This is a genomic window from Streptomyces sp. NPDC096040 (assembly GCF_040303265.1).
In the GTDB taxonomy this organism is placed as follows: Bacteria; Actinomycetota; Actinomycetes; order Streptomycetales; family Streptomycetaceae; genus Streptomyces.
In genome coordinates this window covers 78,566-103,674 of the sequence record NZ_JBEOTA010000012.1, presented here as the reverse complement: position 1 = coordinate 103,674, position 25,109 = coordinate 78,566, and the positions used below count along the sequence as shown (strand labels likewise).

The window sequence follows — 25,109 nt, the reverse complement described above, 5'->3', positions numbered from 1 at the left end:
CCACCCGGTGCACTTCACCACGCCCGACCCGGAGATCTTCCATGAGGAGCACGCTTGCCACGAGGCTGGGCCTCTTCCGCCCCGCCGAGCGGCGCGGACGAATGAGCGGCGCGGCTGGGCGAGCCGCTCAGGGCGGTCGAAGATGCCCGCAGGCCGGGACGCGGCCGGCCAGCGCTGCTCCGATCAACGCGGCGTCCCGCGGATTGGCCGCCCGACGCACTTCCGGCGGCGCCGGCCCGGCGGACCGCAGGCCGCGGGTGAAGGGCTCGGCGATCAGGTCCCAGGCCCCGGTGATGGAGCCGCCCACCACCAGCACCGAGGTGCCGAAACCGATGATCCACGGGCCGAGCGCGCGGCCCAGCGCCTCGAAGGTCTCGTCCAGTGCGGCACGGGCCGGGCCGGACCCGGCCCGTGCCTGTTCGGCCACGTCGCGTACGCCCGTCACCGCGGCCGCGGCCTTCGGCCCCGAAAGAGCCGTGAACCGCCGGACGACGGCGCGGCTGGACACGGTATCCTCCAGCGGCCCCCCATCGACGCCCAGCAGGTCGACGCGGCCTTCGGGGGGAACGTGGGGGCCGGAGCAGACGAGCCTTCCATCGCGGAGGACAGCCGAGCCCACCCCGGTACCGAGCGTGATTCCCACGGCGCGGCGGTGTCCCGCCGCAGCTCCGACGGCGGCCTCGCCCAGCAGGAAGGCGTGGGCATCGTTGACGAAGGCCGCGGCGGTCATCCGCTCCCCGAGGGCGACCCGGAGCGCCCGGCCGAGATCCATCCCGTACAAGGCGTCGAACTTCCCGACGCCGTGGTACCACGCCACCCCGGCGGCATAGTCGAAGGGGCCGGGCAGGGCGATGCCCCAGTCGGAGGCCGCAGTGGGCAGCAGCGCCGCGCAGCGGGCGACGCGGTCCACGATCTCCCGTGCGTCGCCCTGGGGCGCGAGGGTGATGCGTCGGTGCGTGCCCGCCCGCATCAAGCCGGTCACCGGGTCGACGAGGGCGGCCGACACATGGCTGCCGCCGATCTCGAGGACGGGGATGTCCGCGGGGAGTCTCACCGGAGCAGCGCCTTCACCACCCGGGCGCCGCCCGCCCCCAGCGGTGTGAGGGTGTAGCCCCCCACCGTGGCCGGCAGGACCACGGTCTCGGCGTAGGCCAGTGGCAGGCGGTGCCCGCTGTGGGTCTCGATCAGGGCGCCGCCGCCTTCGACCACGTTGAGGATGTGGAAGCGGTCCACGGTGTCGTCTTCGGCGCGGCTGCCGGGGCCGAGCACGGTTCGCCGTACCTCGAAGAACATCTCCGACAGGGAGCCGATGACCTCCTCTCGCCACCCGTGGCCCTCGCGCAGGGTCCGTGGGTGCTGGATGAGGGTGTCGGGGACGGCGGCGCCCGAGCGCTCGCGGTCGAGGTTACGGAAGGCGTGGTCGACGTGGACGGGGCGCTGCGCACCCTCGGCGTCCTTGCGGAGCCAGTCGTAGAAGCGCAGCGAGTACAGGTACGGGGTGGCGCTGATCTCCAGCACCACGTTGCCGCGCCCACTTCCGTGCGGCGTGCCGGCGGGGATCAGGAACAGCTGGTGCGCCTCCGCGGGGAAGGCGCCCACGTAGCGCTCGATGTCGAAGGGCCGGCTGTGCTCGTTCGCCGCATGCGCCTCCCTCTCGAAGCGCTCCAGGTCAGCGTCCTCTCGTAGTCCGAGATAGACCTTGGCATCCTGGCCGCCGGTCATCACGTAGTAGGTCTCGTGCTGGGTGTAGGGCCAGCCGAACACCTCGCGCATGTAGTCGGACCGGGGGTGGCAGTGGACGGAGAGGCTGCCGCCGTCGACCGTGTCCAGGTAGTCGAATCGCAACGGGAAGGAGGTGCCGAAGGTGCGGTGCCCGGGCTCGCCCATGATCTCGCGGGGGTGCAGACCGACCAGCACCTGGAAGGGAACCTCCACCTGGGCCTCGGAGCCGTCGCCGATCAGCACGCCGGATTCGGGGGCGATGAGTTCGTAGCCGAGGGCGGTGTTGCGGGCGTGGGGGTTCATGCCGAGGGTGCGCTGGGCCCAGTGGCCTCCCCAGGAGGTGGAGTTGAAGGTGGGGCGGGTGCGGAAGGGGCGGGTGGCCAGCTGGGCGGCGGTGCGGCGCAGGGTCCCGCCGTCCAGGGAGGCAGGGCTGTGGGCGTCCTGCAGGTCGAACCAGCGGTCGATGCGGGGCGCGAGGGTTTCGCGGTGCCGGTCCAGCAGCGGCCAGTCGATGTAGAACAGCCGCTTGGTGGTGGCTGGTCCGGTGCCCTCGGGCTGGCCCAGGTTCCGGGCGGTGCCCGCGGTGACGGCCGCTTCCGCGTGACGTTTGGGCAGGTCGGCGTACCACAGGACGTCGTGCGGGATGAGCGCCGCGCCGGGGCCGAGGACGATGGTGTAGCCGACGCCGGGGCGAGGAGGGTGGGGAGGGCTGTCGAAAAGGTCGGCGAGGGTGCCGTCGGCGAGGGGAGCGAAGTGAGGGTCGTCGGGGAGTCGGGCGGAACGGGTCGCCTTGTCGATCACCTCCCATGGAGCGAAGTGTTCGCGTACGTCCAGGAAGGTCAGGGGCAGGCCCAGCTGTGCCGCCGCTTTGCGTAGGTCCTCGGCGGCGGCGCTCCAGTCCAGGATGGCGGGCCCGTCCAGGGCGAGGACGCCCGGTCCGTCCGGCAGAGCGGTGAGGGCGGGGGCCCATCCGCGGTCGACCGTGCCGCCGCAGGGGGACTGGCGGGGGGTGGCGTCGTAGGTGGGAACACCGGCGGGAGGCGTCATGGTGGGGTCTACTGCTTCCTTGATCATGGGGCGGATCACGGGGTGCTGCCGGGGATGGCCGCTGGAGTGCCGAAGGTCAGGGGAACTGCCGAAATCGCCGCCCAGTCGTCCGGGCTCAGGTCCTCTGCCACCCGGTGGGCGGCGGACCGTGCCTGCGCCGCCGAGCGGGCGCCGGCCACGACGCAGGCCACGGCCGGGTGGCGTAGCGGGAACCGCAGGGCGGCGTGCGGCAGGGCGACCTGCCGCCGTACGCAGACCTTGGCCAGGGCGTGTGCGTCCCTCAGCACCGCTGCGGGGGCGGGTCCGTAGTCGAAGAACGCGTCGTTCGACGGCCAGGGGGTGGCGAGCACGCCGGAGTTGAAGGGAGCGGCAGCGATCACGGAGACTCCGCGTTCGGCACAGAGGTCGAGCAGCGGTCCGGCGGAGCGGTCCACGAGTGTCCACCGCCCGGCCACCATGACGGCGTCCACGTCGGTCTCGGTGACGATCCTCATCAGTGGGGCGACGGTGTTCATCCCCGCCCCGATGGCACCGATCACGCCCTGGTCGCGCAGCTCCGCCAGGGCGGGCAACGCCTGATCGATCGCGGTGTCCATGTGGTCGTCGGGGTCGTGGACGAGGACGAGGTCGACCCGGTCCAGCCGGAGCCTGCGCAGGCTGCTGTCCAGGCTGCGCATGACTCCGTCGCGTGAGTAGTCCGGCTGCCTGGTGAGTGTGTCGGGTACGGCGAAACCGCCGACGGGGACGTCGGAACCGGTGCGCGCGGGGTTGGGCACCAGCAGCCGCCCCACCTTGGTCGAGACGGTGAACCGCGCTCGTGGCCGGCCCGCCAGGGCGGCGCCGAGGCGGCGTTCCGACAGTCCGAGGCCGTAGTGCGGCGCGGTGTCGAAGTACCGCACGCCGCACTCCCAGGCAGCGTCGACGGTGGCCGCGGCCTCGCTCTCGTCAAGTGGGGAGTGGAGGTTGCCCAGGGGCGCGGCACCGAGTCCGAGGCGGCTGACGTGGACGGCGGTGGCGCCGAGGCGGCGGGAGTCGGAGTGTCGGCGGTGCGGATCGCGGGGTTCGCAGGGATGGGCGTAGTGCTTCAACGGCTGCGCCTCTCGCTGGCGTTGGAGCCCGATGCTTCCGATGCATCTGCTTCATCCGGCGCGAGGACGATACGTATGAGGTCGCGGGCAATGCAACGGCCGGAACCAAAGAAACGATGCCGTCCGCGGATACGGCATCACTCGACCACAAGCGGAGGAATTCTCTCGACCGGATGCTTCCCATCCAGTAGGCCCGGTGCCATAGTTGCCGCGCCGATAGATCTGAAGCATTCGAGCCGCGAGGAGGTCGTCCGGTGCCAGACGTGCCCACCCCCGGTGCCGTAGGAGCGAGTGACCCGACGGACCGCTACCGCCCCGGGTACGAACGCGTCGCGGAGCAGTTGCTGACGTACATCGCCGAGGAGGATCTGCTGCCCGGTGATCGGCTCCCCACCGAACAGGGCCTCGCGGAAATCCTGGGCGCGTCCCGCAACGTCACTCGTGAGGCCGTCAAGGTCCTGGCCGCGATAGGCCGGTTGAGCGTCCGTAAGGGCGCCGGTATCTTCGTTGCCGCCTCGACCAGCGCGCTGGTCGACGACCAGCTCTCTCACTTCCAGCCCACCAACATGGAGCACCTGCTGATGCTCCTCGACTACCGCCGCCTGATCGAGGCCGAGACAGCGCGGCGCGCCGCGGCGCTCGCCACTCCGATCGAGGTGCGCGCCATACGCGAGCACGCCCAGGACTCGCTCGCGGCCGCCCGGACCGGGGACGTTCAACCGTTCGCCCGCGCGGACGCCCTGTTCCACGACGCGGTCAGCGTCGCCGCACACAACGTGTTCCTGCGGTCGAGCGTCGCCAACATCCGCCGCTTCGCTGCCCAGTCGGACGTGCTGCTCTTCCACGGAGACGTCCCGGGGTCGATCGAGGTGGCCGGCAACCAGCACGTCGCCATCGCCGAGGCCATCGCGGCGGGCGAGGCCGAAGCCGCTGTGGAGCAGATGACCGCCCACATAGGGACCACCCAGGCCCAATTCGAGCGCAAGATCCGCGACCGGCTCTTCAACATGTCCGACCGCGCCGGCACGCAGCAACCGCCATCTGCCGCCACCCCCGCGCGGCCGCCGCGGGGCGCGACCCCACCCCCTGGTACGCACACCTCCGCGTCCTGACCGGTCCTCGCATCACCGAGCGACCCAGGCGACCCACCCGTACGACGGGCGGAGACTCACCTTCCCTCCCCGGCACGTGATTGGAACTTTCAGTGTCGAGAATTCCTGTCTTTCTCCGCGCCCTGGTGCGGAGAGCCACCGTCATCGCCGCCATACCCGTGGTTGTCACCGCCGCCGTCCCGCCGGGCACCGCCGCGGCTCGAACTCCCGTTGCGCCCCGGGCCATCAGCGTCTATGTCTCCCCTTCTCAGGGCCGCGACAACTGGCCCGGGACCCAGGGCCGTCCGTTCCGAACCCTGCAGCGCGCCAGGGCGCAGGTCCGCCTGATCAACCGGGACATGCACCGCGACATCCATGTCGAAATGCTCAGCGGCACCTACCAGCTCACCGACACCTTCGAGCTGACCAGTGCCGACTCCGGCACCAACGGGCACCGCGTGGTCTACGAGGCGGCAGCGGGCGCCCATCCGGTCATCAGCGGCGGCACCGCCGTCACCGGCTGGAAACCGGCCGATGCCGGCCACCGTGTCTACAAGGCCCATGTCGGCGACCTCGACTTCCGCCAGATGTACGTCAACGGGGCACTGCAGACGCGTGCCCGCGGGCCCGAGAACCCGTCGGGGTTCTCCAAGACCGCGACGGGCTACACCGTCACCGACACCTCCCTCGCCGGTTGGAAGAACCAGTCCGACGTGGAGGTCGTCAGCGCCTGGGGCTGGATGCTCTACCGCTGCCCCGTCAAGTCGATCAGCACCACGACCATGACGATGCAGCAGCCTTGCTTCCACAATGCCAACCTCCACCAGGGCCAGGAGATCCAGAACCCGACCTGGCTGGAGAACGCCCGCGAACTTCTGGACACCCCGGGGGAGTGGTATCTGGACAAGAGCGAGGGCGAGCTCTACTACATGCCGGAACCCGGCCAGGACCTCGCGACCGCGACCGTGACGGTGCCCCGCGTCCAGGATCTGGTGGACCTGAACGGCACCATCGACCACCCCGTGGCTGATGTGACCTTCAGGGGCATCACCTTCTCCTACTCGACCTGGCTCGATCCCAGCTCCGACGACGGTCTCGTCGAGGGCCAGGCCGGTTTCCGCATCGTCGGGAACGACAACCCCGACTTCGACTCCACCCGCCTGAAGTGGGTCAAGACCCCTGGCGCCGTCAACGTCAGCTATGGACGCGGAATCTCCGTCGAGGACTCGCTCTTCACCCACCTCGGTGCGGTCGGCCTGAACCTCAACACCGGTACCCAGGGCACCACGATCACCGGCAACGTCTTCAAGGAGATCGCCGCGACCGGCATCCAGATCGGCGGCACCGACGTCATCGACCACCACCCGAGCGACCCCCGGTCGATCACCAAGGACAACACGGTCCGCGACAACGTCGTGACGGCTGTCGCCGACCAGTACCGCGGTTCGCTCGGCATCCTCGCCGGCTACACCGACCACACCGTCATCACCCACAACAAGCTGTATGACCTGCCCTACAGCGGAATCTCCGTCGGCTGGGGCTGGGGCCTCACCGACCAGGGCGGCGACAGCAACTATCCGGGCAACTCCGGGGTCCCGGTGTACGACACGCCCACCACCAGCCGGGACACCATCGTCACCGACAACGAGATCAGCGACATCATGAAGCACCAGGCCGACGGAGGCGCCATCTACACCCTGAGCGCCGCCCCCGGCGGCGTGATCTCCGGCAACTACATCCACAAGATCCCGGCCCTGGCCTACGGCGCCATCTACCAGGACGAGGGAAGCCGTTACTGGCACACCACCGGCAACGCCATCTGCGACGTGTCGTACCAGTGGCTGCTGATGAACCACGGCCTGGACATCACCGCCGAGCACAACTTCACCTCTCAGCCCGCCTACTCGGCACAGTTCAACAGCACCGGCAGCACCGTCCGCGACAACCCGACCGTCGACGGCTGCGATCAACTGCCCGCCTCGATCGTCAACAACGCGGGCCTCGAACCCGCCTACCGCCACCTCGACCCCGGCCCCGCCCCCGACGACCGGACCGCGCCCACCGCGCCCGGCAGGCCCACCGTGGACACCGACTTCCCGACCGTCGCCCGCCTCAGCTGGGCTCCCTCCCAGGACCGCAACGGTGTCACCGGGTACGCCGTCTACTGCGACGGCGAGCCGCGCGGTGCCTCCACCGGTGCAGGCGCCCTGATCACGGGCCTGACCCCGGGCACCACCCACACCTTCACGGTCACCGCCCGGGACGCGGCCGGCAACGAGTCCCGCCCCGGACCCCCCGTCACCGTGACCATGACCCCAGGCGTGAACATCGCGGTGGGCAAGGACGTCACCGGCTCCTCGTACTCCGAGCCCAACACCCCCGAACGCGCCGTGGACGGCGACCCGGGCACCCGCTGGGCGCAGGGCCTGGGGCTGCCTGACCCGTCCTGGATCCAGGTCGACCTCGGCGCCCAGTACGACGTGAGCGGCGCCATCACCACCTTCGAGAAGGCCGACGGCTACCGGTACCGCATCCAGGTCTCACCCGACGAGGCCCACTGGTCCACCCTGGACGACCACACCGGCAGCGTCACCACCGAGGCCACCGCCTCCTCCCCTGCCGCCACATCCGTCACCGGACGCTATGTGCGCCTCACCATCACCAACTCCAACCGGAACGGCGGCAGCGTCTATGAACTCGCCGTCTACGGAAAGGCCCTGGCCCCCAGCGGCGACCACCAGGCGCCCGGTGCCCCCGGGCAGCCCACCGTCACCCCCGTGCTGCCGACCGCCGCGTATCTGAGCTGGCCGGCCGCCACCGACGACACCGGCGTGACCTCCTACGCGGTGTACCAGGACGGCACCCGCGTCGCCGTCACCGACCGCACCAGTGTGCACGTGGAGAACCTCCAACCCCGCACGCACTACTCCTTCACCGTCGTCGCCCGTGACGCCGCCCTGAACGCCTCGCCACCCAGCCCCGCCGCCGCCCTCACCACACCCGACGACATCGACCTCGCCCGGGGCAAGGCCGCCACCGCCTCCTCCGCCTTCTCCGCCGACTACGGACCTGAACGCGCCGTCGACGGCGACCCGAACACCCGCTGGGCACAGGGCAGGGGCCTGCCCGACCCGTCCTGGATCCAGGTCGACCTCGGCGAGGTCACCGAGGTGTCGGGCGTCGTGACCACCTTCGAGCTGAGCGGCGGCTACCGCTACCGCATGGAGTACTCCGTCGACGGGGTGAACTGGTCGACGCTCGACGACCACACCGCCGTCGCCACCACCACCTCGGCGAACACCTCCTACGCCGACTCGCCGGTCTCGGCACGCTACGTCCGGCTGACCGTCACCGACTCCAGCTCGAACGGCGGCAGTGTCTACGCGCTCCAGGTCTACGGCGGTTTCTGACCCGTAGCCCGCGCTCCTGCCCCGCAGCTCCCCGCCTCCCTGTCCTCCCAGCCGAAAGGCAGCATGAAGATCACCCATGTCCAGGTCCACCGGGTCGGGGTCCCGGCCGCCGACCCCGCGTTCCGCTGGCGGGACGGACTGAGCGGCAGCGCACCGGTGGGCGACGGCGCGGTCCTGCACATCGGCACCGACGCAGGCGCCGAAGGAGTCGCGCTGTTCGCCCGCCCGGGAGCGGCCGCGGTGCTGGAGGACCTGGTCGACCGGGTCTTCCGCGAGGAACTCCTCGGCCAGGACCCACTCCAGAGGGAATGGCTCTGGCACCGGGTCTGGGAACTCGACCGCATCCAGGAACTGCCGCTGCCCGCCTTCGGCCTCGTCGACACCGCCCTGTGGGACCTCGCGGGCCGGATGAACGACCAGCCGGTCTGGCAGCTCCTCGGCGGCTTCCGCACCGAGATACCCGCCTACGCCTCCACGTCCACCTTCGCCTCCACCGAGGAGTTCCTCGACGTCGCCGACCAGTGCCTGGCCGCCGGCTACCGCGGCATCAAACTGCACGCCTGGGGCGACGCCCGAAGAGACGCCGCCCTGTGCCTGGCCCTGCGCCACCACGTGGGCCCCGACGTACCCCTGATGTACGACGGCTCCGCAGGATTCGACCTGCCCGAGGCCATCCACCTGGGCCGGACGCTCACCGAGGCCGGCTACCTCTGGTACGAGGAGCCGATGCGGGAGTTCAGCATCACCGCGTACCGGCGGCTCGCCGAGTCCGTCGGTGTCCCACTCCTGGTGGCCGAGACCTCAGACGGCGCCCACATGAACTCGGCGGACTTCATCAACGCGGGCGCCGCCACCTTCGGCGTAAGGGTGGGCACCATCCTTCGTGGCGGCATCACCGGAGCCATGCGCACCGCCCACCTGGCCGACGCCTACCGGCTCCGCGCAGAGGTGCACGGCTCCGACATCCCCAACCACCACCTGTGCATGGCCATCTCCAACACCACCTACTACGAGTCGCTCGTCACCGCCACGACGGTCGTGCGCGAGCGCCACGTCGACGCCCGCGGCCTCGTGCACGCACCCACAGGACCGGGCATCGCCCTTCCCCTCGACTACGCCTACGGCAACGAACTCAAACGCTTCGTCGAGCCGGCCGCCGGCTGAACCACGTCGCCCGCATGTGAGAACAGAAAGGCAAGACAATGGCGTCTTCCGCAATCCCCGGCCCCGCCCGCACCCGCCGCAGAACCCTGAGAACCGCCGCGGCCGTCCTCGCCCTGTGCGCGGCCACCGCGCTGACCGGCTGCGCCAGTGCCGACACGTCCTCCGCCAAGGAGGCCGGCACCGGCAAGTTCACCCCGGTCAAGCAGGACGGAACGGCGAAGATCACGGTCTGGGCGGACTCCACCCGGCTGCCCGCCGTGCAGGAGTACCAAAGGACGCACCCCGGCGCGAAGTTGAACATCGTCACCTACGACGGCGGTGCCGACGGCTCGACCTATCTCCAGACCAAGGTGCAGCTCTTCGACCGCACCGGCAACGGCTGGCCGGACGTCGTCTTCGGCACCCCCACCGACGTCACCTGGGCGACCACACCGACCAAGTCCGGAGCCACCCCCTTCGTGGCCCCCCTCGACCAGGGACTGGTCCCACAGCAGACCCTGGGCAACTTCGCCCACGGCTCCCTGGCACCCTGCCAGGCCGGCGGGCACACCTACTGTCTGCGCAACGACATCGCCCAGGTGGTGCTCTGGTACAACAAAACACAGCTGGACAAGTGGGGTTACCAGGTTCCCACCACCTGGCCGGAGTACCAGGCGCTCGGCCTGAGGATCGCCAAGGAGCATCCCGGCTACCTTGTCGGCTCGATCGGGGACACCAACTCCCAGGAGTCCTACCTGTGGTCCAGCCAGTGCCCGGCCTTCGACCTCAAGGGAACCGACCACCTGCGGGTCGCCCTGCAGGACGAGAAGTGCACCCGCATGAGCAAGCTGCTCGACTCCCTGATCTCGGCCAAGGCGGTCAGCACGCAGGGCTTCTTCAGCCAGGGCTTCGCCAAGACCAGCGGCCGCAAGGTCGTCATGGCCTACGGCCCCTCCTGGTACGGCCAGTACCTGTTCAACGCCGCCTTCAAGGTACCCGCAGGCCAGATCGCGGCGGCCCCGCCACTGTCCTGGCCCGGTGAGACGACCCGCGCGACGGGCAACGTCGGCGGCGGCGTGTGGATGGTCTCCTCGCACAGCGCCAACCTGAAGGCGGCCACCGACGTCGTCACCTGGCTGACGACGTCCGACGCGAACCAGGCGAAGGCCCCGACCTACCCCGCCTACGCACCCGCGGCCAAGGCCTGGCTGGCCAACCCCGACATCAAGAAGTACTTCGCAGGCGACGTCGGCGATGCCTTCCAGCAGGCCGCCGACGAGGTCTGGACCGGCTGGGGCAACACCCGTTTCAGCGACGCCACCGCCTGGTCCAGCGTCGTCCTCCCGGCGCTGACGTCCGGCAAGTCGCTCACCGCGACACTGCCCGCCTGGCAGTCCGCCATCGCCGACGAAGCCAAGGCCCGCGGCTACAAGGTGACCACGCAATGACACTGCTCGACACCCGGCAGGCCGCCGGCCCCGTTTTTCGTCCCGGTGTGACACCGCGGCGGGGAAGGGCCGGCGGCCCGGCCGGTTACTTCTTCGTCGCGGGCTACACGATCCTGCTGCTCGCCTTCGGCGTCTTCCCCACCGGCTACGCCCTCTACCTGTCGGTGACCAACGACCGGGGCCAGTTCACCGGCATCAAACAGTTCGTCAAGGTCGCCCAGGACTACCGCTTCGCGCCGGCCTTCGCCCACATCGTGGTCTACCTGGCGATGTGGCTCGTCCTGCTCGTCGTCCTGACGGTCGTGACCGCCGTCGCGTTGCGCGACCGCATGCGACCCGGGCTGTCCGCGCTGCTGCGATTCCTCTACTACATCCCGGGGGCGCTGGCCGGCGTGGCGAGCGTCCTGGTCTGGCTGTTCATGCTCGATCCCGACGTCAGCCCCGTCTCCTGGCTGGTGGAAGCGCTCGGCTTCCACACGTTCGCCGCGGTGCTCGCCCCCGGCAACCTCCCGGTGATCTTCGTCCTGATCGCCTTCTGGACCGGCGCCGGAGGCTGGATGGTCGTGATGTACGGGGCGCTCAACAACATCCCCGACGAGGTGCTGGAGGCAGCGCGGGTGGACGGTGCCGGGCCGTGGCAGACCGCCTGGCACATCCAGATTCCCATGATCAGGCAGTGGATCGCTTACATGACGATCCTCGCTTTCGCCGGCGGCACCCAGTTGTTCGTCGAGCCGCAACTCCTGCAGACCGCGAGCCTCGGCCGGGTCGACCCGACCTGGTCACCCAACCAACTGGCGTACACCTTCGCCTTCCAGCAGGGCGACTTCAACGGTGCCGCCGCCATCTCGGTCTTCCTGCTGGCGCTCGGCCTCATCTGCGCGGGCCTGCTGGTTTCGCGTACCAACATGTTCACGATGGACGAGAAATGACGCTTACCGCTTCCGCCGCTGCCCGGCCCGCAGCCGTACGACGCCGGGCGCCCTCCCGTGCCGTGTCCGCGCTCGTCATCTGGGTGCTGCTCACGGCCCTGGTGGTCTTCTTCGTCCTGCCGGTGCTGTGGCTGCTGCTCGCCCCGTCGAAGACCGCCGATCAGATGATCCGCGACGCGCCGCTGTCCTTCGGGTCCTTCTCCCGCATCGGTACCGCGTGGCGGCATCTGTTCGCCTTCCAGAACGGCGCCATGCTGGTCTGGCTCCGCAACTCCGCGCTCTACTCGGGCGCTTCACTGCTGCTCACCCTGCTGACCAGTGTGCCGGCCGGCTACGCGCTGGCACTGACCCGCTTCCGCGGCCGCCGGACCCTGCTCACCATCACGCTCATCACCATGATCATGCCTTCGGCGACGCTGGTGCTGCCGATCTTCCTGGAACTGAACCGCTTCCACCTGATCGGCACGGCCTGGTCGGTCATCCTGCCGTTCTCGTTCTACCCCTTCGGCGTGTACCTGGTGTACATCTACTTCGCGACCAGCCTGCCGCGCGAACTCCTGTCGGCCGCACGCATCGACGGCTGCTCCGAGTGGCAGATCTTCGCCCGGATCGCCCTGCCGCTGGCCAAGCCCGTGGTCGGGCTGGTGGCGTTCTTCAGCTTCGTCGGCAACTGGAACAACTTCTTCCTGCCCTACCTCGTGCTGCCCAACAGCGATCAGTTCCCGGTCCAGGTCGGCCTGAACCAACTACTGTCCTCCACGCCCTCCTTCAATCCGGTCGCCGGCGCCGGCCTGGACATCACGGTCCCGGAGCTGGCCCTCGCCATCATTGTGGCCATTCTGCCGGTCCTTGTGCTCTTCCTCTTCTCGCAGCGCACCCTCGTCTCCGGAATGCTCGCCGGCTCGACCAAGGAATGACCCGCGGCTCCTCGAGCAGCTGACGAAGAAGATCCTGGAGTCCGCCCTGGAGGGCGAGATCACCGACCATCTTGGCCATCCCTCTTCTTCGGAGGGAATCCCCGCCTTGAGGCGGGGAGGGAATCCGATCCTGAACCCTGCGGCGCGGGGCGCCGCAGCATCGCTCCGGAACGCCTCGCCCAGGTAGCTGCTCGCATCCCTCCCAGAACTGTCGACTTCGATATCGCAGCCCGCCCCGTGGCCCTGTGGCCGGACCTGTGCATCTACAACACCGACTGGGTCCCGGACGAGCACCGCGCCCCGAAGACGGGGGACCGGGTCACCCTGGTCAACCTCAACCGGCATAAGGGCGTGGACACGTGGCGCGGGGCCGCCGCCCATTTGCGGTCCACGCCGTTCCTCGGCGTCACCGGCGGCCACGGCAAGCAGATCCTGCGCCCGGTGCTGCGGAACATGCGCGTCATCCCCCAGACCTCCGACATGCGAGGCGACGTGCGGGCACAGACCCGGGTGTTGATGATGCCCAGCATCTACGAGTCGTTCGACATGGCCGCGGTGGAGGCCCTCGCCTCCGGTATCCCCGTCATCGCCCACCCCACGCCGGGCCTGCGCGAGGCCCTCGGAGATGCGGGCACGTTCATCGACCGCGCGGATGTCCGCTCGTGGGTGGCGGCGATCAGGGAGCTGTACCCGGAAGGGGAGCGCCGGGCTACGGCGGTCGCCTCCTCCTTCGCCCGCAGCACGTTCCTCGCGGACCAGATGGGCGCGGGGACCAAGCAGTGGGTGGAGGCCGTGCAAGCGCTCCTGTGACCTGGACCAAAGTGTCGCCCTTTCAGGGCTCATCGCAGTAGAGGGTGTAGTCGGGGTCTGTCGGTTTTCGAGGTCGCCGACGCGGATTTCAGGCTCGGCTGCACTCCTGTCCGAGCGCGACGAGACGTGCGCCGCGGAACGAGCTATGCACCCTCGTTGTCACCGCGCAGGGAATGGATCATGCTCTGCAGGATCCGGAACGCGTCTGACTGCTCGGGCTCGGTCAGGCCGGCCAGCATTCTGGCCTCGACGGACCGGACGGCTGCGCTCGCCTTCTCGAGGCTTCGTCGGCCGCGAGGCGTGAGCCGCGTGGGAAGCACCTTCCCGACGGGTGCCTCCGCAGGCCTGATCACGTAGCCGTCTCGTTCCAGGGCCTGGAGTAGCACGTTCATCGTCTGCCGTGTCACGAACGCGCCCCTCGCGAGCTCGGAGTTCGACAAGCCCGGTCGTTGCGCCAGCAGCTCGAGGCAGGAGTAGTGCGTCACGCTCATCCCGAGCGGCCGCAGCACCTCCTCCATGGCCGCGCGCAGCGTGCTCGACGCCTGTTTCAGCAGGTAGCCCAGTGACGTCTCCAGGTCGACACCGTCTTGATTCATGTCAGTATTCTGACATACTCTGACCTGTGTCTACGAGCAGTACCTCGGCCTCGTCCGCTCGCAGGCCGGCCCTGCGCACGCTGTCGTCTTCGAGACGAAGCCGATCGCGTTCGCTCTCCGCGACGTCGTTCCCGGCACCGACCTTGCATCCGTTGCTCAGCCCGGCATCGGCGCCGCGATCTGGCTCCACGCCACAGACGTCCAGGCCATTCACGATGCTCTCGTCGCCGACGGTCACACCATCGTCTCCGCACCGGTCGACGGCCCCTTCGGCCGGACATTCACCTTCGCCGACCCCGACGGCTACCAGGTCACTCTCCACGACCGCGCCTGATCGACCAAACGCCACCGGACGACCACCGATCCCCGAAGACCGCGGTTGCAGCCCAGGCTCGTGCGTGACGCCCCCTTCTGCCCTGCTGACCTGACGACGTTCTGCCGGCTGGATGACCTCGGCTGGGAAGTGGGTCGGCCAACAGCTGCACCCCGGCCAGGCCGTGTTGCTCTGTCGAGTGGTCGACGAGGAACGCATCCGAAGGTTAGGTCACCAGGGCACGACCCCGGTGGCGTCGAACAGCCGGCCGGTCGGGCCGTCGTCCGGCAGGGTAGCCAGCCGGATGGCGATCGCCGCGCCCTGCTCAGGGGTCTGGGTCCCGCTGAATCCGTTGAGATCGGTGGCCACGTAGCCGGGGCAGGCGTTGTTGATCAGGATGTTGGTTCCGCTCAGCTCCCTGGCGTACTGGATGGTGACGGCGTTGAGGTAGGTCTTCGTCGGTGCGTAGACGCCGCTGATTCCCCCGAGGTCGACGCCGGGCGTGGTCTGCAGCGTCAGGGAGCCCACGTGGCTGGACTGGTTGACGATCCGAGGGTGCGCCGAACGGCGCAGCAACGGCAGCATCGCGTTGGTGACCCTGATGACGCCGATGACATTGGTCTCCACCAGTTGCCGCACGGTATCGAGGTCGATGGTCGTGGGTTCCTCCGGCCGACCGCCGGCCACGCCGGCATTGTTGACCAGTACGTCGAGCCGTCCCGCCCGCTCCTCGATCCATTGGACTGCGGCGGTCACGCTCCCGCCATCGGTCACGTCCAGGGGTACGCCGAAGGCGTCGGCACCGGCCGCGCGCAACTTCGCCACGGCGTCCTCCCGGCGCTGCTCGTCCCGGGCTCCGACACCGACACTCCAGCCCCGCGCACCCAGCCCGGCCGCGATCTCATACCCGATTCCCTTGTTCGCGCCGGTGACCAGCGCGATCGTCTTCTGGCTCATGACATCGAGCATGCCCGCGCCGCATCCGGGTACCAACACCATCTCGGTAGTGCAGCAATACCCGAGCGATATCGATCAGCCGTCTGCCGTCATTAGCCTGGGCTCATGGAAATACGCGAGCTGCGGTACTTCGTCGCCGTCGCCGAGGAACTGCACTTCGGCAAGGCCGCCCAGCGCCTTGGGGTAGCCCAGCCGCCACTGTCCCGCACGATCGCCCGGCTCGAACGACGGCTCGGAATCACACTGTTGGAACGCAACAGCCGCAAGGTCACGCTCACCGAGGCCGGAGCCGTGCTCCTGGCCGAGGGACGCGCGATCCTCAGCGCGGTGACCGCAGCTGAGCGGCGTACCCAACGGGCCGCGGCAGCACACCCCGGCCTCGTCCTCGCCGTCAAATCCGGCACCGCCGGCGAGCTGCTGACGAAACTGCTCGGCGTCTACGCCGCAGAACCCGGCGCAGCCGCCGTCGATCTGCTGCTCTGCGAGGCACACCAACACCAGCAGCTGCTGCAGGACGGGCATGCCGACGTGGCTCTGCTGCACCTGCCCTTCGACTCAGCGGCCGGGCTCGATACCGAAGCCCTGTACACCGAGGGACAGGTCGCGATCCTGCCGGCCTCACACCCGCTCGCGGGCCGCGCCCAGGTCCGGCTGGCCGACGTCACCACACTGCCGAAGCTCCCGCTGGCCCGCTGGCCCGCTGGCCCGCTGGCCCGGTCCCGGCGGCAACTACCCAGAAGGGCCGGGCGCAGAGATACGGAACCTGACACAGCTCTTCCAGCTGATCGCGCTCGGCCGTACCACCGTAGTCATTCCCGAGTCAGCCGGCGCCGACCTGCGCCGGGACCTCGCTGCCGTGCCGGTCCTGGACGCTCAGCCCGTGACAACGGTGATCGCCTGGCCGCCGCACAGCCGCCTTCGTGCAGTTGCTGACCTGATCCGCGTCGCAACGCGTCTTTGAACTCGGATCAGGAGGGCGGCCACCCGACGACAGCCCCGATCAAGTAACTGGCAGCTCAACGCTTCCCCGCCGGAGAGCTACATCCAAGTCAATTGCTCCCATGGTCGTTAGTCCGCGAAGCGGGCACGATCAGCCGCGCCAGCGGCCCCAATTCACCGACGCGGCCTTCGGACTCGACGACCTCATGCGCAAAGTCGGTACGAGTCGGCCAGGGTCTCGCGGAGCCGTGATACGTGGGCTTTGCAGCACCTCAGCGGGGTTACGTACGAGTCATGCATGATGAGTTTCGTACGGCAAATCTTCTGGGGGCCGCCTCGCTGGCTCTCAGTGACGCGGTAGTGGCCGAGGTGACCGCGGCGGCCGGCACCAGTTCGAGCGGGGCTGCCGCGTTGGTGGTGTTGTCCACGGATTCCGGCTTGAGTGTGACCGAGCTGGGGCGGCGGGTGGGACTGAGCCAGTCCGCGGCGGCCCCCCGTCCACCACCTCGCGCGTATACCCCCACCGAACAAGGTGACGCCTGCCGCCCCAGTGTGGGTTCCGTCTCACCACGGCATCACCCAGCGTATGCCGGGCAGCAATTCCCGCGAGGGCCTGGCTGTGCCAGGGTCATCGACATGGCTGAGGAAGAAGTGGCAGAGACCGAACAGGCCGTTCAGCCGGGCGAGCTGTCGGTCGTAGCCACCGCCACCGACGGCGTCCACGTGCTCACGCTGGCCGGAGAGATCGACCACCACACCGGTGACAGGCTCCGCCAGGCCCTGGACGTCTCCAGCACGGGCCGCCCCCGCGTCGTCGTGGGCCTGGGGCAGGTGACCTTCATGGACTCCAGCGGCATCAACGTCCTCATCACCGCCCACCGCACCTTCAGCGAGGCCGGCGGCTGGCTCCGCCTGGCCCAACCGACCGCTTCAGTGATGCGCGCCCTGCAACTCGTCGGCATCGGCACCGTCATCGACTGCCACGAAACTCTCCGCCAGGCACTCAGCGACTGACCACCCTCTTCGACGCGCTCGATCCAGCGCGGCTGTCCGGGATCAACAGGCTCGGATAGCCGCACCGGCGCCACCATGCTGACCCGGGACAGGCCAACCGGGACAAGGTGGCCGCCCTGATCGAGCAGGGCCGGATGCATCCTCCGGGGCAGGCCGAGGTCGACCGCGCCAGGGCAGACGGCCGCTGGGAGGCGGCCTACGACGGCGCGAAGACCGCCACGGTGCCGGACGACCTCACCGCGGCCCTGACCGCCGACCCGGCCGCGGCGGAGTTCTTCGAGACACTGGACCGGCACGCGATCTTGTACCGGGTCCAAGACGCCAAGAAGGCCGAGACCCGGGCCCGCGGTGAGCCTCTCGGGGAAGAGGTGCTGATCGCTAGACTGTCTCTGTCGCTGGTTATGGGCCGGGCTTCTGCGAGACGTCAGGAGCCCCGGGCATGTCCTGTCCGCTGATTGCAAACGCCGACGTGATGCGGATCACCAGGGTGGACCAGTGCGGTAACCCGGTCTGCGGCGACGACAACGGATTCGTCTTCGAGTGCTTCTCCAGCCTCGCCATGAACGTCAACTCCGACGACGGCGAGGACATCCAGTACAAGGCCGCGAACGGCAAGGTGTGCGGGTTCAAGCGGGGTTGCCCGACGTTCAACGGGCTGGACCTGGAACTCAACGTGTTCTCCGTGTCGCCGGAGATGATCGAGATCATCACCGGCAACCCGGTGTACCTCGGCTTCGACGGCACCCCGATCGGCTTCGACACCTGCTCCATCCAGTGCAACACCGGCTTCGCGCTGGAACTGTGGGCGGAGGTCCTCGGCGAGGAGTGCGCGGACGGCGCCCAAGGGCAGTGGCTGTACTGGCTGATGCCGTGGGTCACCAACGGCATCATCGGCGACCTGGAGATCGGGTCGGAGGCCGTCACCCTGCAGATCACCGGCTCCACTCGCGTCGGCGGATCGTGGGGTGTGGGTCCGTACGACGTGCAGCCGATCGACTCGGCCGGCACCCCGGGACCGATGCTCACGCCGTTGGACTCCTCGTGTCACCGCAGGACCTTCCTGACGACGGTCGCCCCGCCGGAGCCGTCGTGTGACTACACGCCGGTGACCTGCGACTCGATGTCCCTCGCCTCGTAATGGAGCTGCCGGACATCGTCGTTGCGGTGCGGGAGGGGTCCCACAACGAGCAGCTGCGGTACGCGCTGCGCTCCTGGACGGCCCACCTCCCGCACCGGCACGTCTGGATCGTCGGCTACCGGCCCTGGTGGGCGGCCGGCGCCCGCCACATCCCCACCCACCAGCGGGGGCTGCCCGCGTACGCCAACACCACCACAGCGATGCGCGCCGCCTGCGAACACCCGGACGTCTCCGACCCGTTCCTCTGGGCCAACGACGACTTCTTCGTCATGGCCCCGCAGCCCACGCCGTTCCCGGTGCTCCATCGCGGCCCCGTGGGGGAGGTGTTCGCCCAGTACGGGACGCGCTCCAGCGCGTACGTGGCCGCCATGAGGAAGACGCACGCTTTCCTCGTCGGCCTCGGCCATGAGGACCCGACGTCGTTCGAGCTGCATGTGCCCAGCGTCTCCAGTGTCGGCCCGTAAGCCGCATATGGGCCCGACAACCGTGTTCCCACCAGGGTTGTTGTCGATACCGCGCAGGAGAGCTGCGTGGCTCTGTTCACGAGAGCGGGTTCTGGCTCAACTTCTGTGATACCGCCGTTCTCGAGCCAGGAACTCGGCAAGCCTCGCGTCCGGGTCGCCGGCCAATTCATGCTCGGACCGTCCGGCCGGCCAGGTCGAGATTCCGTCGTCCAGCCACCGCGGGACGACATGGAAGTGAAGGTGTGGCACTGACTGTTCCGACCCCGGGCCGCTGGCGTTCAGGATGTTCACTCCTGAGGCGCCCAAGGCGGTTTTCATGGCTCCGGCTACGCGTTGGACCAGTTCCATTGTCGTGGTGAGGACGTCGTGTGGGGTGTCGAAGACGTCCCCGTAGTGCCGTGTGGGCACCACCAGGGTATGGCCGGGCGCCAGAGGGTCCAGCGGGGAGAACGCGCAGGCCACGGTTTCACGGGCCACCCAGCGCGCACCGTCCTCCTGGATGAGTCGGCAGAAAGTACAGATCACGGAGCTAGACCCTGTCACAGGCGGGACGGCGCTTGGCGGGCTCTCAACCGATTCCGGTTGGCCTGCGGATATCGCAGCCGAGCATAGATCACAGAAGTTGCGCCAGAGCCCGAGAGCGGACAGCAGATGTCCACCACTTCGGGCGGCACCTCGGTCCTCGTCTGTTCGTTTTCCGCTTGCGATTCAGCGGGAGGACTTCACCGCGCCTCCCGGGAGACTGCGACCACTGGGGATTCCCCCTCCCCGGTTCGGGGGCTGCCCGTCCTGGCCGGGGCACGAGCCTGGGTCGGGTTGGGCTTGCATGGTTGTCGGGCTCTCACGGCAGGTCCGGATACCGGACCTCGTGGCCGACGACCGCGGTGGCCATCGGCAAGATCTCGAACTTCAGCAGGCCGTTCGCAGGGTCCTGTGCGAGGAGCCGGTGCATGTGCGCCTCGTCGTCGACCTTGTAGACGCCGATACCGAAGAACCCTTCGGGGGCAGCAACGGGCCCGAAGACGACGGAGATCCCGTCCTTGGCCCGTTCGGTCCAGTAGGCCACGTGCTTCGTCATGATCTCCCGCTCTTGTGGGGTCATGTCCAGGTGGAACGTCGGCCGGGGATTGTCGGCCCTCACGAAGAAGTACACGGTTCCCTCTCTCGGATCGGCAGCGGCCGCTCGACAGTAACGGAGGTGCTCGCCAACGGTGTCGTTCGATTCCACTATTCGCTCAGGTGCCGCCCGAAGTGGTGGACATCTGCTGTCCGTTCTCGGCTCTGGCACAGATCTTGGGGAGCGGTCGCGGAGCGTCACCGCGGCGTTCGATTGCAAGGACCCAGATTCGCGTGAGACCGCCTACGCCTTCCCGCTTGTAGCAGTGGGTGACGCTTCGTCAGCTCTGCGCTCGACCTCTCCGGTGACCGCAACGAGCGGTGACGGTGCTGGTCATGCAGGCCGACGCAACGTTCTGGGACTCGCTCGTGTTCGACGGAATCGACGACGTGGACGTCGAAGCGGTGACCGCCGCCTTCGGCACGGTCGACGTCACGGCCAGAGGCCGGGCAGCCGGGGCAGCATGTCCGGACTGTGGCCGCTCCTCGAAGCGAGTGCACGACTCCTACCAGCGCAGACTGAAGGATCTGCCGCTCGCTGAACAGAGTGTCGTGATCCATCCGACGGTCCCGCGCTTCATCTGCAGCACGGACGACTGCCCGCGTCGCACGTTCGCCGAGCCGTTCGCTCAGCTGACCGCCCCGTACCTGGGTTGCCTCCCGGGTTTTCCCATGCGCTGCAGTCGGGGGTCGCCCGACCACGAGCCTGCCTCAGTCCGCAGCGCCTGAGGACGAGAGTCTCAACGGCCGGCGCCCTGGCCGTCACGATCGGCGGTGAGCCGGCTTTCCAGGCCCGTGATCAGCGTGTCCATCACGAGGCGGAACATGTGGTCCTGGTCAGGGCCTTCAGGGGCTGCATCCGCAGAGCCAGGGTCTGCATCCGCGGCCCCGTTTTCGTCGGCGTCAGGGCCGGGGGGCTTGAGGTTCGCCCACTGGTGGAGCGCGCCGTTGAGTTCGGCGGTGAGGACACCGTTGACGACGGCGCACAGGAGAGCGGCGGCCTCCGGGATCTCCGAGAGCGGCACCCCTGCGGTGCCCAGGATCGCCGTGAACGCGACCAGGAACGGGTCTTCGCGCTGGATGAAGTCCGGCTGGTGGCTGAACGAGTAGCCCATGAGCTTGGGATGACGATGCGCCAGCGTCCGGAAGTCCGAGGCGAGCAGGCGCATGCGCTCCTGCCAGGGAGCGTCCTCCAGCGTCACGGTACGGAACTGGGCGCCGACCATCCTCGCCACGCCACGTAGCACGGCCTCTTTGTTCGGCACGTGGTGGTACAGCGACATCGGGCTCGCATCCAGCACGGTCGCGAGTTTGCGCATGGTGAGCGTCTCGACCCCGTCCGCGTCGATGAGCCGCAGGGCGGCGGCGTAGATCCCGGCCTCGGTCAGAGGCACGTCTCTCTTCTTTGTTCCCCGCGGGAGACGCCTCGATTTTTCCATACCGCGTACGGTATCACTTCCATACCTTGTACGGAAGTGAGCTTCCTCACGGCGGTCGCGCTCGCGGTCGGGGTTGCGCTCCACTTTCCGTACTGTGTACGGTACCAATTCCGTACGGCGTAAGTTTCTGTGGTGCACCGCGGCATCGACCGGCGCCCTTGCCCATCCCCTCTCCGCACAAAGGAGCAAGCCATGACCACGTATCCCGAGAACGACCTGCGTCCCATCCGGTCCCCGCGCGGGATCCCGCTCCTCGGCCACACGCCGCAGATCCCCGGCACCAAACCGTTCGCCTACTTCGGCGAGTTGTCCAAGCAGTTCCCCGAGGGCATCTACGGCATGGACATCGCCGGCATCGAGCAGGTCTTCGTCTACGACCCTGACCTGGTGGGGGAGGTCTGTGACGAGACGCGGTTCTTCAAGCAGGTCGAGAAGACGCCGCTGTTCCACGTCCGGGATTTCGCCGGTGCCGGCCTGTTCACGGCCCACCAGCACGAAGAGGAATGGGGCATGGCGCACCGGGTCCTGTTGCCTGCTTTCAGCCAGCGGGCCATGAGGAACTACTACGGGCAGATGCTGGAGATCGCCCAGGACCTGGTGGGCAAGTGGGAGCGCAGGGCGGGTCAGCCGGTCAACATCACCGACGACTACACCCGGCTCACCCTGGACACCATCGCTCTGACGGGGTTCGGCTACCGGTTCAAGTCCTTCGACGAGGAGGAGCTGCACCCCTTCCTGAACGCTCTGCTGGGCGCGCTGGTGGAGTCGTTGCGGCGTTCACAGGAGCTGCCGATGATGACCAAGCTCCGTAAGGCCGACGCCAGGAAGTACGCCGAGGACATCCGGCTGATGCAGGACCTGGTCGAGAGTGTGATCAAGGAGCGACGTGAGGGGACCTCCAGCGGTGAGGAGGACCTGCTGGGTCTGATGCTGGAGGCCACCGACCCGGAGACCGGCAAGTCACTGGACGTCGACAACGTCCGTGACCAGGTGCTGACGTTCCTGATCGCCGGTCACGAGACCACCAGTGGTCTGCTGTCGTTCGCCACGTACTCGCTGATGCGCAACCCGCACGTCCTGGCCCAGGCGTATGCCGAGGTGGACCGCCTGCTGCCCGGCGACACCGTCCCGGACTACGACACGATCATGCAGCTGGACGTCATCCCGCGGATCCTCGACGAGACCTTGCGCCTGTGGGCTCCGATTCCGCTGTTCGGCAAGGCGCCGTACGAGGACACCGTCATCGGCGGCCGGTACGAGCTGAAGAAGGGCACGCGGGTCACCATCCTCGAAGGCCCGCTGCACACCCACCCCAACGCGTGGGAGCGGCCGGAGGAGTTCGACATCGACCGGTGGCTGCCGGAGAACCGGGCCAAGCAGCACCCGCACGCCTACAAGCCGTTCGGCAACGGCGTACGGGCCTGCATCGGCCGCCAGTTCGCGCTCACCGAGGCCCGCCTGGCCCTGGCGCTGGTGCTGCAGAAGCTGAAGTTCTCCGACACCAACGACTACAAGATGGACGCGCGGGAGGCACTGACGCGAAAGCCCGGCGACTTCAACCTCGTCGTGCGAAGCCGCCAGGAGCACGAGCGGACCGTCTTCGGCGCTGCGGACCTGCAGACCGACGACACCCAGGCACAGGCCGCGGTCAGCGGTGTCGGGGTGAACCTCACCGTCGCCTACGGCTCCAGCCTGGGCTCGTGCGAGGACCTGGCCCGCACCATCGCCGACCGCAGTGAGCGCTCCGGCTTCGGCACCACGCTGATGAGCCTGGACGAGCTGGGCAACAACCTGCCCACCGAGGGCCTGCTCGCCGTCGTGGCCGCCAGCTACAACGGCAAGGCGCCCGACAACGCCCAGCGCTTCGACGACCTGCTCGCCGCCGGACTGCCCGAGGGCTCACTGTCGAACGTGCGGTTCGCCCTGCTGGGCGCCGGCAACACGCAGTGGGTGGCCACTTTCCAGGCCTTCCCGAAGCGGATCGAGGAAGGCTTGCTGGCTGCGGGCGCGACCCCGGTCATCGAGCGGGGCATCGCGGATGCCGCCGGTGACTTCGACGGCATGGCCACCCGCTGGATGAACACCCTGTGGGCCACCCTGGCCGAGGAGTACGCCGCCGACACCTCCGAGGCGAGCGGCCCGCGCTACCAGGTCCAGCTGCTGTCCGAAGCGGACGTGCGCCCCGCGATCGTCTCCGAGCAGGCATACCCCCTGACGGTGGTGGCCAACGAGGAACTCGTGGCCGACGCGACCGGCCTGTGGGACTTCCAGATCGAGCCGCCGCGCCCGGCCGCGAAGTCGATCACGATCGAGCTGCCCGAGGGTGTCACCTACGACACGGGCAACCACCTGGCCGTCTTCGCCAAGAACGAGCCCGCGCTGGTCGACCGCGCGCTGGCGCGCCTCGGCGTCGACCGCGACCAGGTCCTCCGCCTGGACCAGCCCGCAGGCGGCCGCACCCACCTGCCCGTGGGCGCCCCTGTCACCGCCGGACTGCTGTTCACCGAGTTCCTGGAACTCCAGGACGTGGCCACCCGCTCCCAGATCCAGACCCTGTCCGGGCACACCCAGTGCCCGTGGACCCGGCCGCAGCTGCAGGCCTACACCGCCGACACCGAGGAGGGCGAGGAGCGCTACCAGAAGGAGATCCTCGGCAAGCGCATCTCGGTGCTGAACCTGCTGGAGCGCTTCCCCGCGATCGAACTTCCGCTGGCCGTCTTCCTGGAGATGATGGGCCCGATCCGCCCGCGCTTCTACTCCATCTCCTCCGCCCCGCTGGCCAACCCGCGTCACGTGCGCCTGACGGTGGGCCTGCTGGAGGGCCCCGCTCTGTCCGGCGACGGCCGGTACCGCGGCACCTGCTCCTCCTACATTGCGGGCCTGGAGCCCGGTGACGTCTTCTACGGCTACGTGCGCGTCCCGTCCCCGACGTTCGCCCCGCCGGCCGACCCTGCCACGCCGCTGATCCTCATCGGCCCCGGCACCGGCATCGCGCCGCTGCGCGGCTTCCTGGAGGAGCGGGCCTGGCAGCACGCGGGCGGCACCCAGGTCGGCCTGTCGCAGGTGTTCGTCGGCTGCCGCCACCCCGAGCACGACTACTTCTACCGCCAGGAGATGCAGGACTGGGAGAAGTCCGGGATCGCCCAGGTCCACACCGCCTACTCCGCGGTCACCGGCCACCCGGCACGCTTCGTGCAGAACGCCATCGCCAACACCGCCGACACGGTGTGGCAGGCGATCGAAGACGGCGCGTACATCTACGTCTGCGGTGACGGCCGCCGCATGGCGCCCGCCGTACGCGAAGCCCTCGCCGCGATCTACCGCGAGCGGACCGGCGCGGACGACGAGACCGCCCAGCAGTGGCTCGCCCAGCTCGAAGCCGACCAGCGCTACCAGCAGGACGTCTTCGCCTGACCCCCTTCCCCCTGACACCGGGAGGCGTGCGGCGCCACCTGTCGCCCCGCACGCCTCCCGGCCCCAGCCCCCACTTCCACGGCATCACACGGCCCCCGGCCAGGCCCAACC

At 68.9% G+C, this 25,109-nt stretch carries 20 protein-coding genes and 3 pseudogenes; 15 read left to right on the top strand and 8 right to left on the bottom strand.

Annotated elements, in window-relative coordinates; translation table 11 throughout:
- Positions 1-127 precede the first annotated feature (127 nt).
- The 3 genes from ABTY98_RS18275 to ABTY98_RS18265 are packed head-to-tail and all read right to left on the bottom strand — an operon-like array spanning position 128 to position 3,857.
- Entirely contained in the window at positions 128-1,054 is a 927-nt protein-coding gene (locus ABTY98_RS18275) for an ROK family protein (RefSeq protein WP_352221931.1), read from the bottom strand.
- On the bottom strand, positions 1,051-2,796 hold the full coding sequence (locus tag ABTY98_RS18270; RefSeq protein WP_352221930.1) for a class I mannose-6-phosphate isomerase: 1,746 nt from the start codon (positions 2,794-2,796) through the stop codon (positions 1,051-1,053). The genes ABTY98_RS18275 and ABTY98_RS18270 overlap by 4 nt, the downstream gene beginning before the upstream one ends.
- Before the next feature lie 8 nt (positions 2,797-2,804).
- Positions 2,805-3,857, bottom strand: a complete 1,053-nt coding sequence (locus ABTY98_RS18265; protein WP_352221929.1) for an aldo/keto reductase — start codon at positions 3,855-3,857, stop codon at positions 2,805-2,807.
- Positions 3,858-4,111: 254 nt separating this feature from the next.
- On the opposite strand from ABTY98_RS18265, the gene ABTY98_RS18260 reads away from it, so the two are divergent.
- The 7 genes from ABTY98_RS18260 (at position 4,112) to ABTY98_RS18230 (ending at position 13,608) form a co-directional block, all read left to right on the top strand.
- Positions 4,112-4,969: a FadR/GntR family transcriptional regulator gene (locus ABTY98_RS18260; RefSeq protein WP_352221928.1), complete on the top strand. Its 858-nt coding sequence runs from the start codon at positions 4,112-4,114 to the stop codon at positions 4,967-4,969.
- Between the two features lie 125 nt (positions 4,970-5,094).
- Positions 5,095-8,358: a discoidin domain-containing protein gene (locus ABTY98_RS18255; RefSeq protein ID WP_352221927.1), complete on the top strand. Its 3,264-nt coding sequence runs from the start codon at positions 5,095-5,097 to the stop codon at positions 8,356-8,358.
- A 63-nt stretch (positions 8,359-8,421) separates the two neighbouring features.
- The gene (locus ABTY98_RS18250) at positions 8,422-9,522 is read left to right on the top strand and encodes an enolase C-terminal domain-like protein (protein WP_352221926.1); all 1,101 of its coding nucleotides are present in this window, start codon (positions 8,422-8,424) and stop codon (positions 9,520-9,522) included.
- 38 nt (positions 9,523-9,560) lie between these two features.
- Positions 9,561-10,949, top strand: coding sequence for an ABC transporter substrate-binding protein (locus ABTY98_RS18245; protein WP_352221925.1), 1,389 nt, complete (start codon positions 9,561-9,563; stop codon positions 10,947-10,949).
- On the top strand, positions 10,946-11,881 hold the full coding sequence (locus ABTY98_RS18240; protein WP_352221924.1) for a carbohydrate ABC transporter permease: 936 nt from the start codon (positions 10,946-10,948) through the stop codon (positions 11,879-11,881). The genes ABTY98_RS18245 and ABTY98_RS18240 overlap by 4 nt, the downstream gene beginning before the upstream one ends.
- On the top strand, positions 11,878-12,798 hold the full coding sequence (locus tag ABTY98_RS18235) for a carbohydrate ABC transporter permease (RefSeq protein ID WP_352221923.1): 921 nt from the start codon (positions 11,878-11,880) through the stop codon (positions 12,796-12,798). Before ABTY98_RS18240 ends, ABTY98_RS18235 begins: the two co-directional genes overlap by 4 nt.
- Before the next feature lie 237 nt (positions 12,799-13,035).
- The gene (locus ABTY98_RS18230) at positions 13,036-13,608 is read left to right on the top strand and encodes a glycosyltransferase (protein WP_352221922.1); all 573 of its coding nucleotides are present in this window, start codon (positions 13,036-13,038) and stop codon (positions 13,606-13,608) included.
- Between the two features lie 143 nt (positions 13,609-13,751).
- Here ABTY98_RS18230 and ABTY98_RS18225 read toward each other — a convergent pair whose 3' ends face one another.
- Positions 13,752-14,204: a MarR family winged helix-turn-helix transcriptional regulator gene (locus ABTY98_RS18225; RefSeq protein WP_352221921.1), complete on the bottom strand. Its 453-nt coding sequence runs from the start codon at positions 14,202-14,204 to the stop codon at positions 13,752-13,754.
- Positions 14,205-14,235: 31 nt separating this feature from the next.
- On the opposite strand from ABTY98_RS18225, the pseudogene ABTY98_RS18220 reads away from it, so the two are divergent.
- A pseudogene (locus tag ABTY98_RS18220) lies at positions 14,236-14,538 on the top strand (VOC family protein); the annotation flags it as partial.
- A gap of 210 nt (positions 14,539-14,748) precedes the next feature.
- On the opposite strand, the gene ABTY98_RS18210 reads toward ABTY98_RS18220, so the two are convergent.
- Complete coding sequence (locus ABTY98_RS18210; RefSeq protein WP_352222059.1) at positions 14,749-15,486, bottom strand: SDR family oxidoreductase; 738 nt, start codon at positions 15,484-15,486, stop codon at positions 14,749-14,751.
- 93 nt (positions 15,487-15,579) lie between these two features.
- Here ABTY98_RS18210 and ABTY98_RS18205 point away from each other — a divergent pair.
- The 5 genes and pseudogenes from ABTY98_RS18205 (at position 15,580) to ABTY98_RS18185 (ending at position 19,029) form a co-directional block, all read left to right on the top strand.
- A pseudogene (locus tag ABTY98_RS18205) lies at positions 15,580-16,435 on the top strand (LysR family transcriptional regulator).
- Between the two features lie 614 nt (positions 16,436-17,049).
- A complete protein-coding gene (locus ABTY98_RS18200) occupies positions 17,050-17,427 on the top strand; it encodes an STAS domain-containing protein (RefSeq protein ID WP_352221920.1) in 378 nt (125 codons plus the stop codon).
- 89 nt (positions 17,428-17,516) lie between these two features.
- A pseudogene (locus ABTY98_RS18195) lies at positions 17,517-17,882 on the top strand (YdeI/OmpD-associated family protein); the annotation flags it as partial.
- Positions 17,867-18,565 carry a hypothetical protein gene (locus ABTY98_RS18190; RefSeq protein ID WP_352221919.1) on the top strand — a complete coding sequence of 233 codons (699 nt, stop codon included), beginning with the start codon at positions 17,867-17,869 and terminating at the stop codon, positions 18,563-18,565. The pseudogene ABTY98_RS18195 and the gene ABTY98_RS18190, both read left to right, overlap by 16 nt.
- Positions 18,565-19,029: a hypothetical protein gene (locus ABTY98_RS18185; protein ID WP_352221918.1), complete on the top strand. Its 465-nt coding sequence runs from the start codon at positions 18,565-18,567 to the stop codon at positions 19,027-19,029. Before ABTY98_RS18190 ends, ABTY98_RS18185 begins: the two co-directional genes overlap by 1 nt.
- 96 nt (positions 19,030-19,125) lie before the next feature.
- Here the strand turns inward: ABTY98_RS18185 and ABTY98_RS18180 are convergent, their stop codons facing one another.
- Entirely contained in the window at positions 19,126-19,491 is a 366-nt protein-coding gene (locus tag ABTY98_RS18180) for an HIT family protein (protein WP_352222058.1), read from the bottom strand.
- 379 nt (positions 19,492-19,870) lie between these two features.
- Entirely contained in the window at positions 19,871-20,170 is a 300-nt protein-coding gene (locus ABTY98_RS18175; RefSeq protein WP_352222057.1) for a YciI family protein, read from the bottom strand.
- A 296-nt stretch (positions 20,171-20,466) separates the two neighbouring features.
- On the opposite strand from ABTY98_RS18175, the gene ABTY98_RS18170 reads away from it, so the two are divergent.
- Positions 20,467-20,874, top strand: coding sequence for a transposase family protein (locus ABTY98_RS18170; RefSeq protein ID WP_352221917.1), 408 nt, complete (start codon positions 20,467-20,469; stop codon positions 20,872-20,874).
- 11 nt (positions 20,875-20,885) lie between these two features.
- Here ABTY98_RS18170 and ABTY98_RS18165 read toward each other — a convergent pair whose 3' ends face one another.
- Complete coding sequence (locus ABTY98_RS18165) at positions 20,886-21,539, bottom strand: TetR/AcrR family transcriptional regulator (protein ID WP_352221916.1); 654 nt, start codon at positions 21,537-21,539, stop codon at positions 20,886-20,888.
- Positions 21,540-21,776: 237 nt separating this feature from the next.
- Between ABTY98_RS18165 and ABTY98_RS18160 the strand changes: the two genes are divergently transcribed.
- Entirely contained in the window at positions 21,777-24,998 is a 3,222-nt protein-coding gene (locus ABTY98_RS18160) for a bifunctional cytochrome P450/NADPH--P450 reductase (protein WP_352221915.1), read from the top strand.
- The last annotated feature ends 111 nt before the right edge of the window (positions 24,999-25,109 follow it).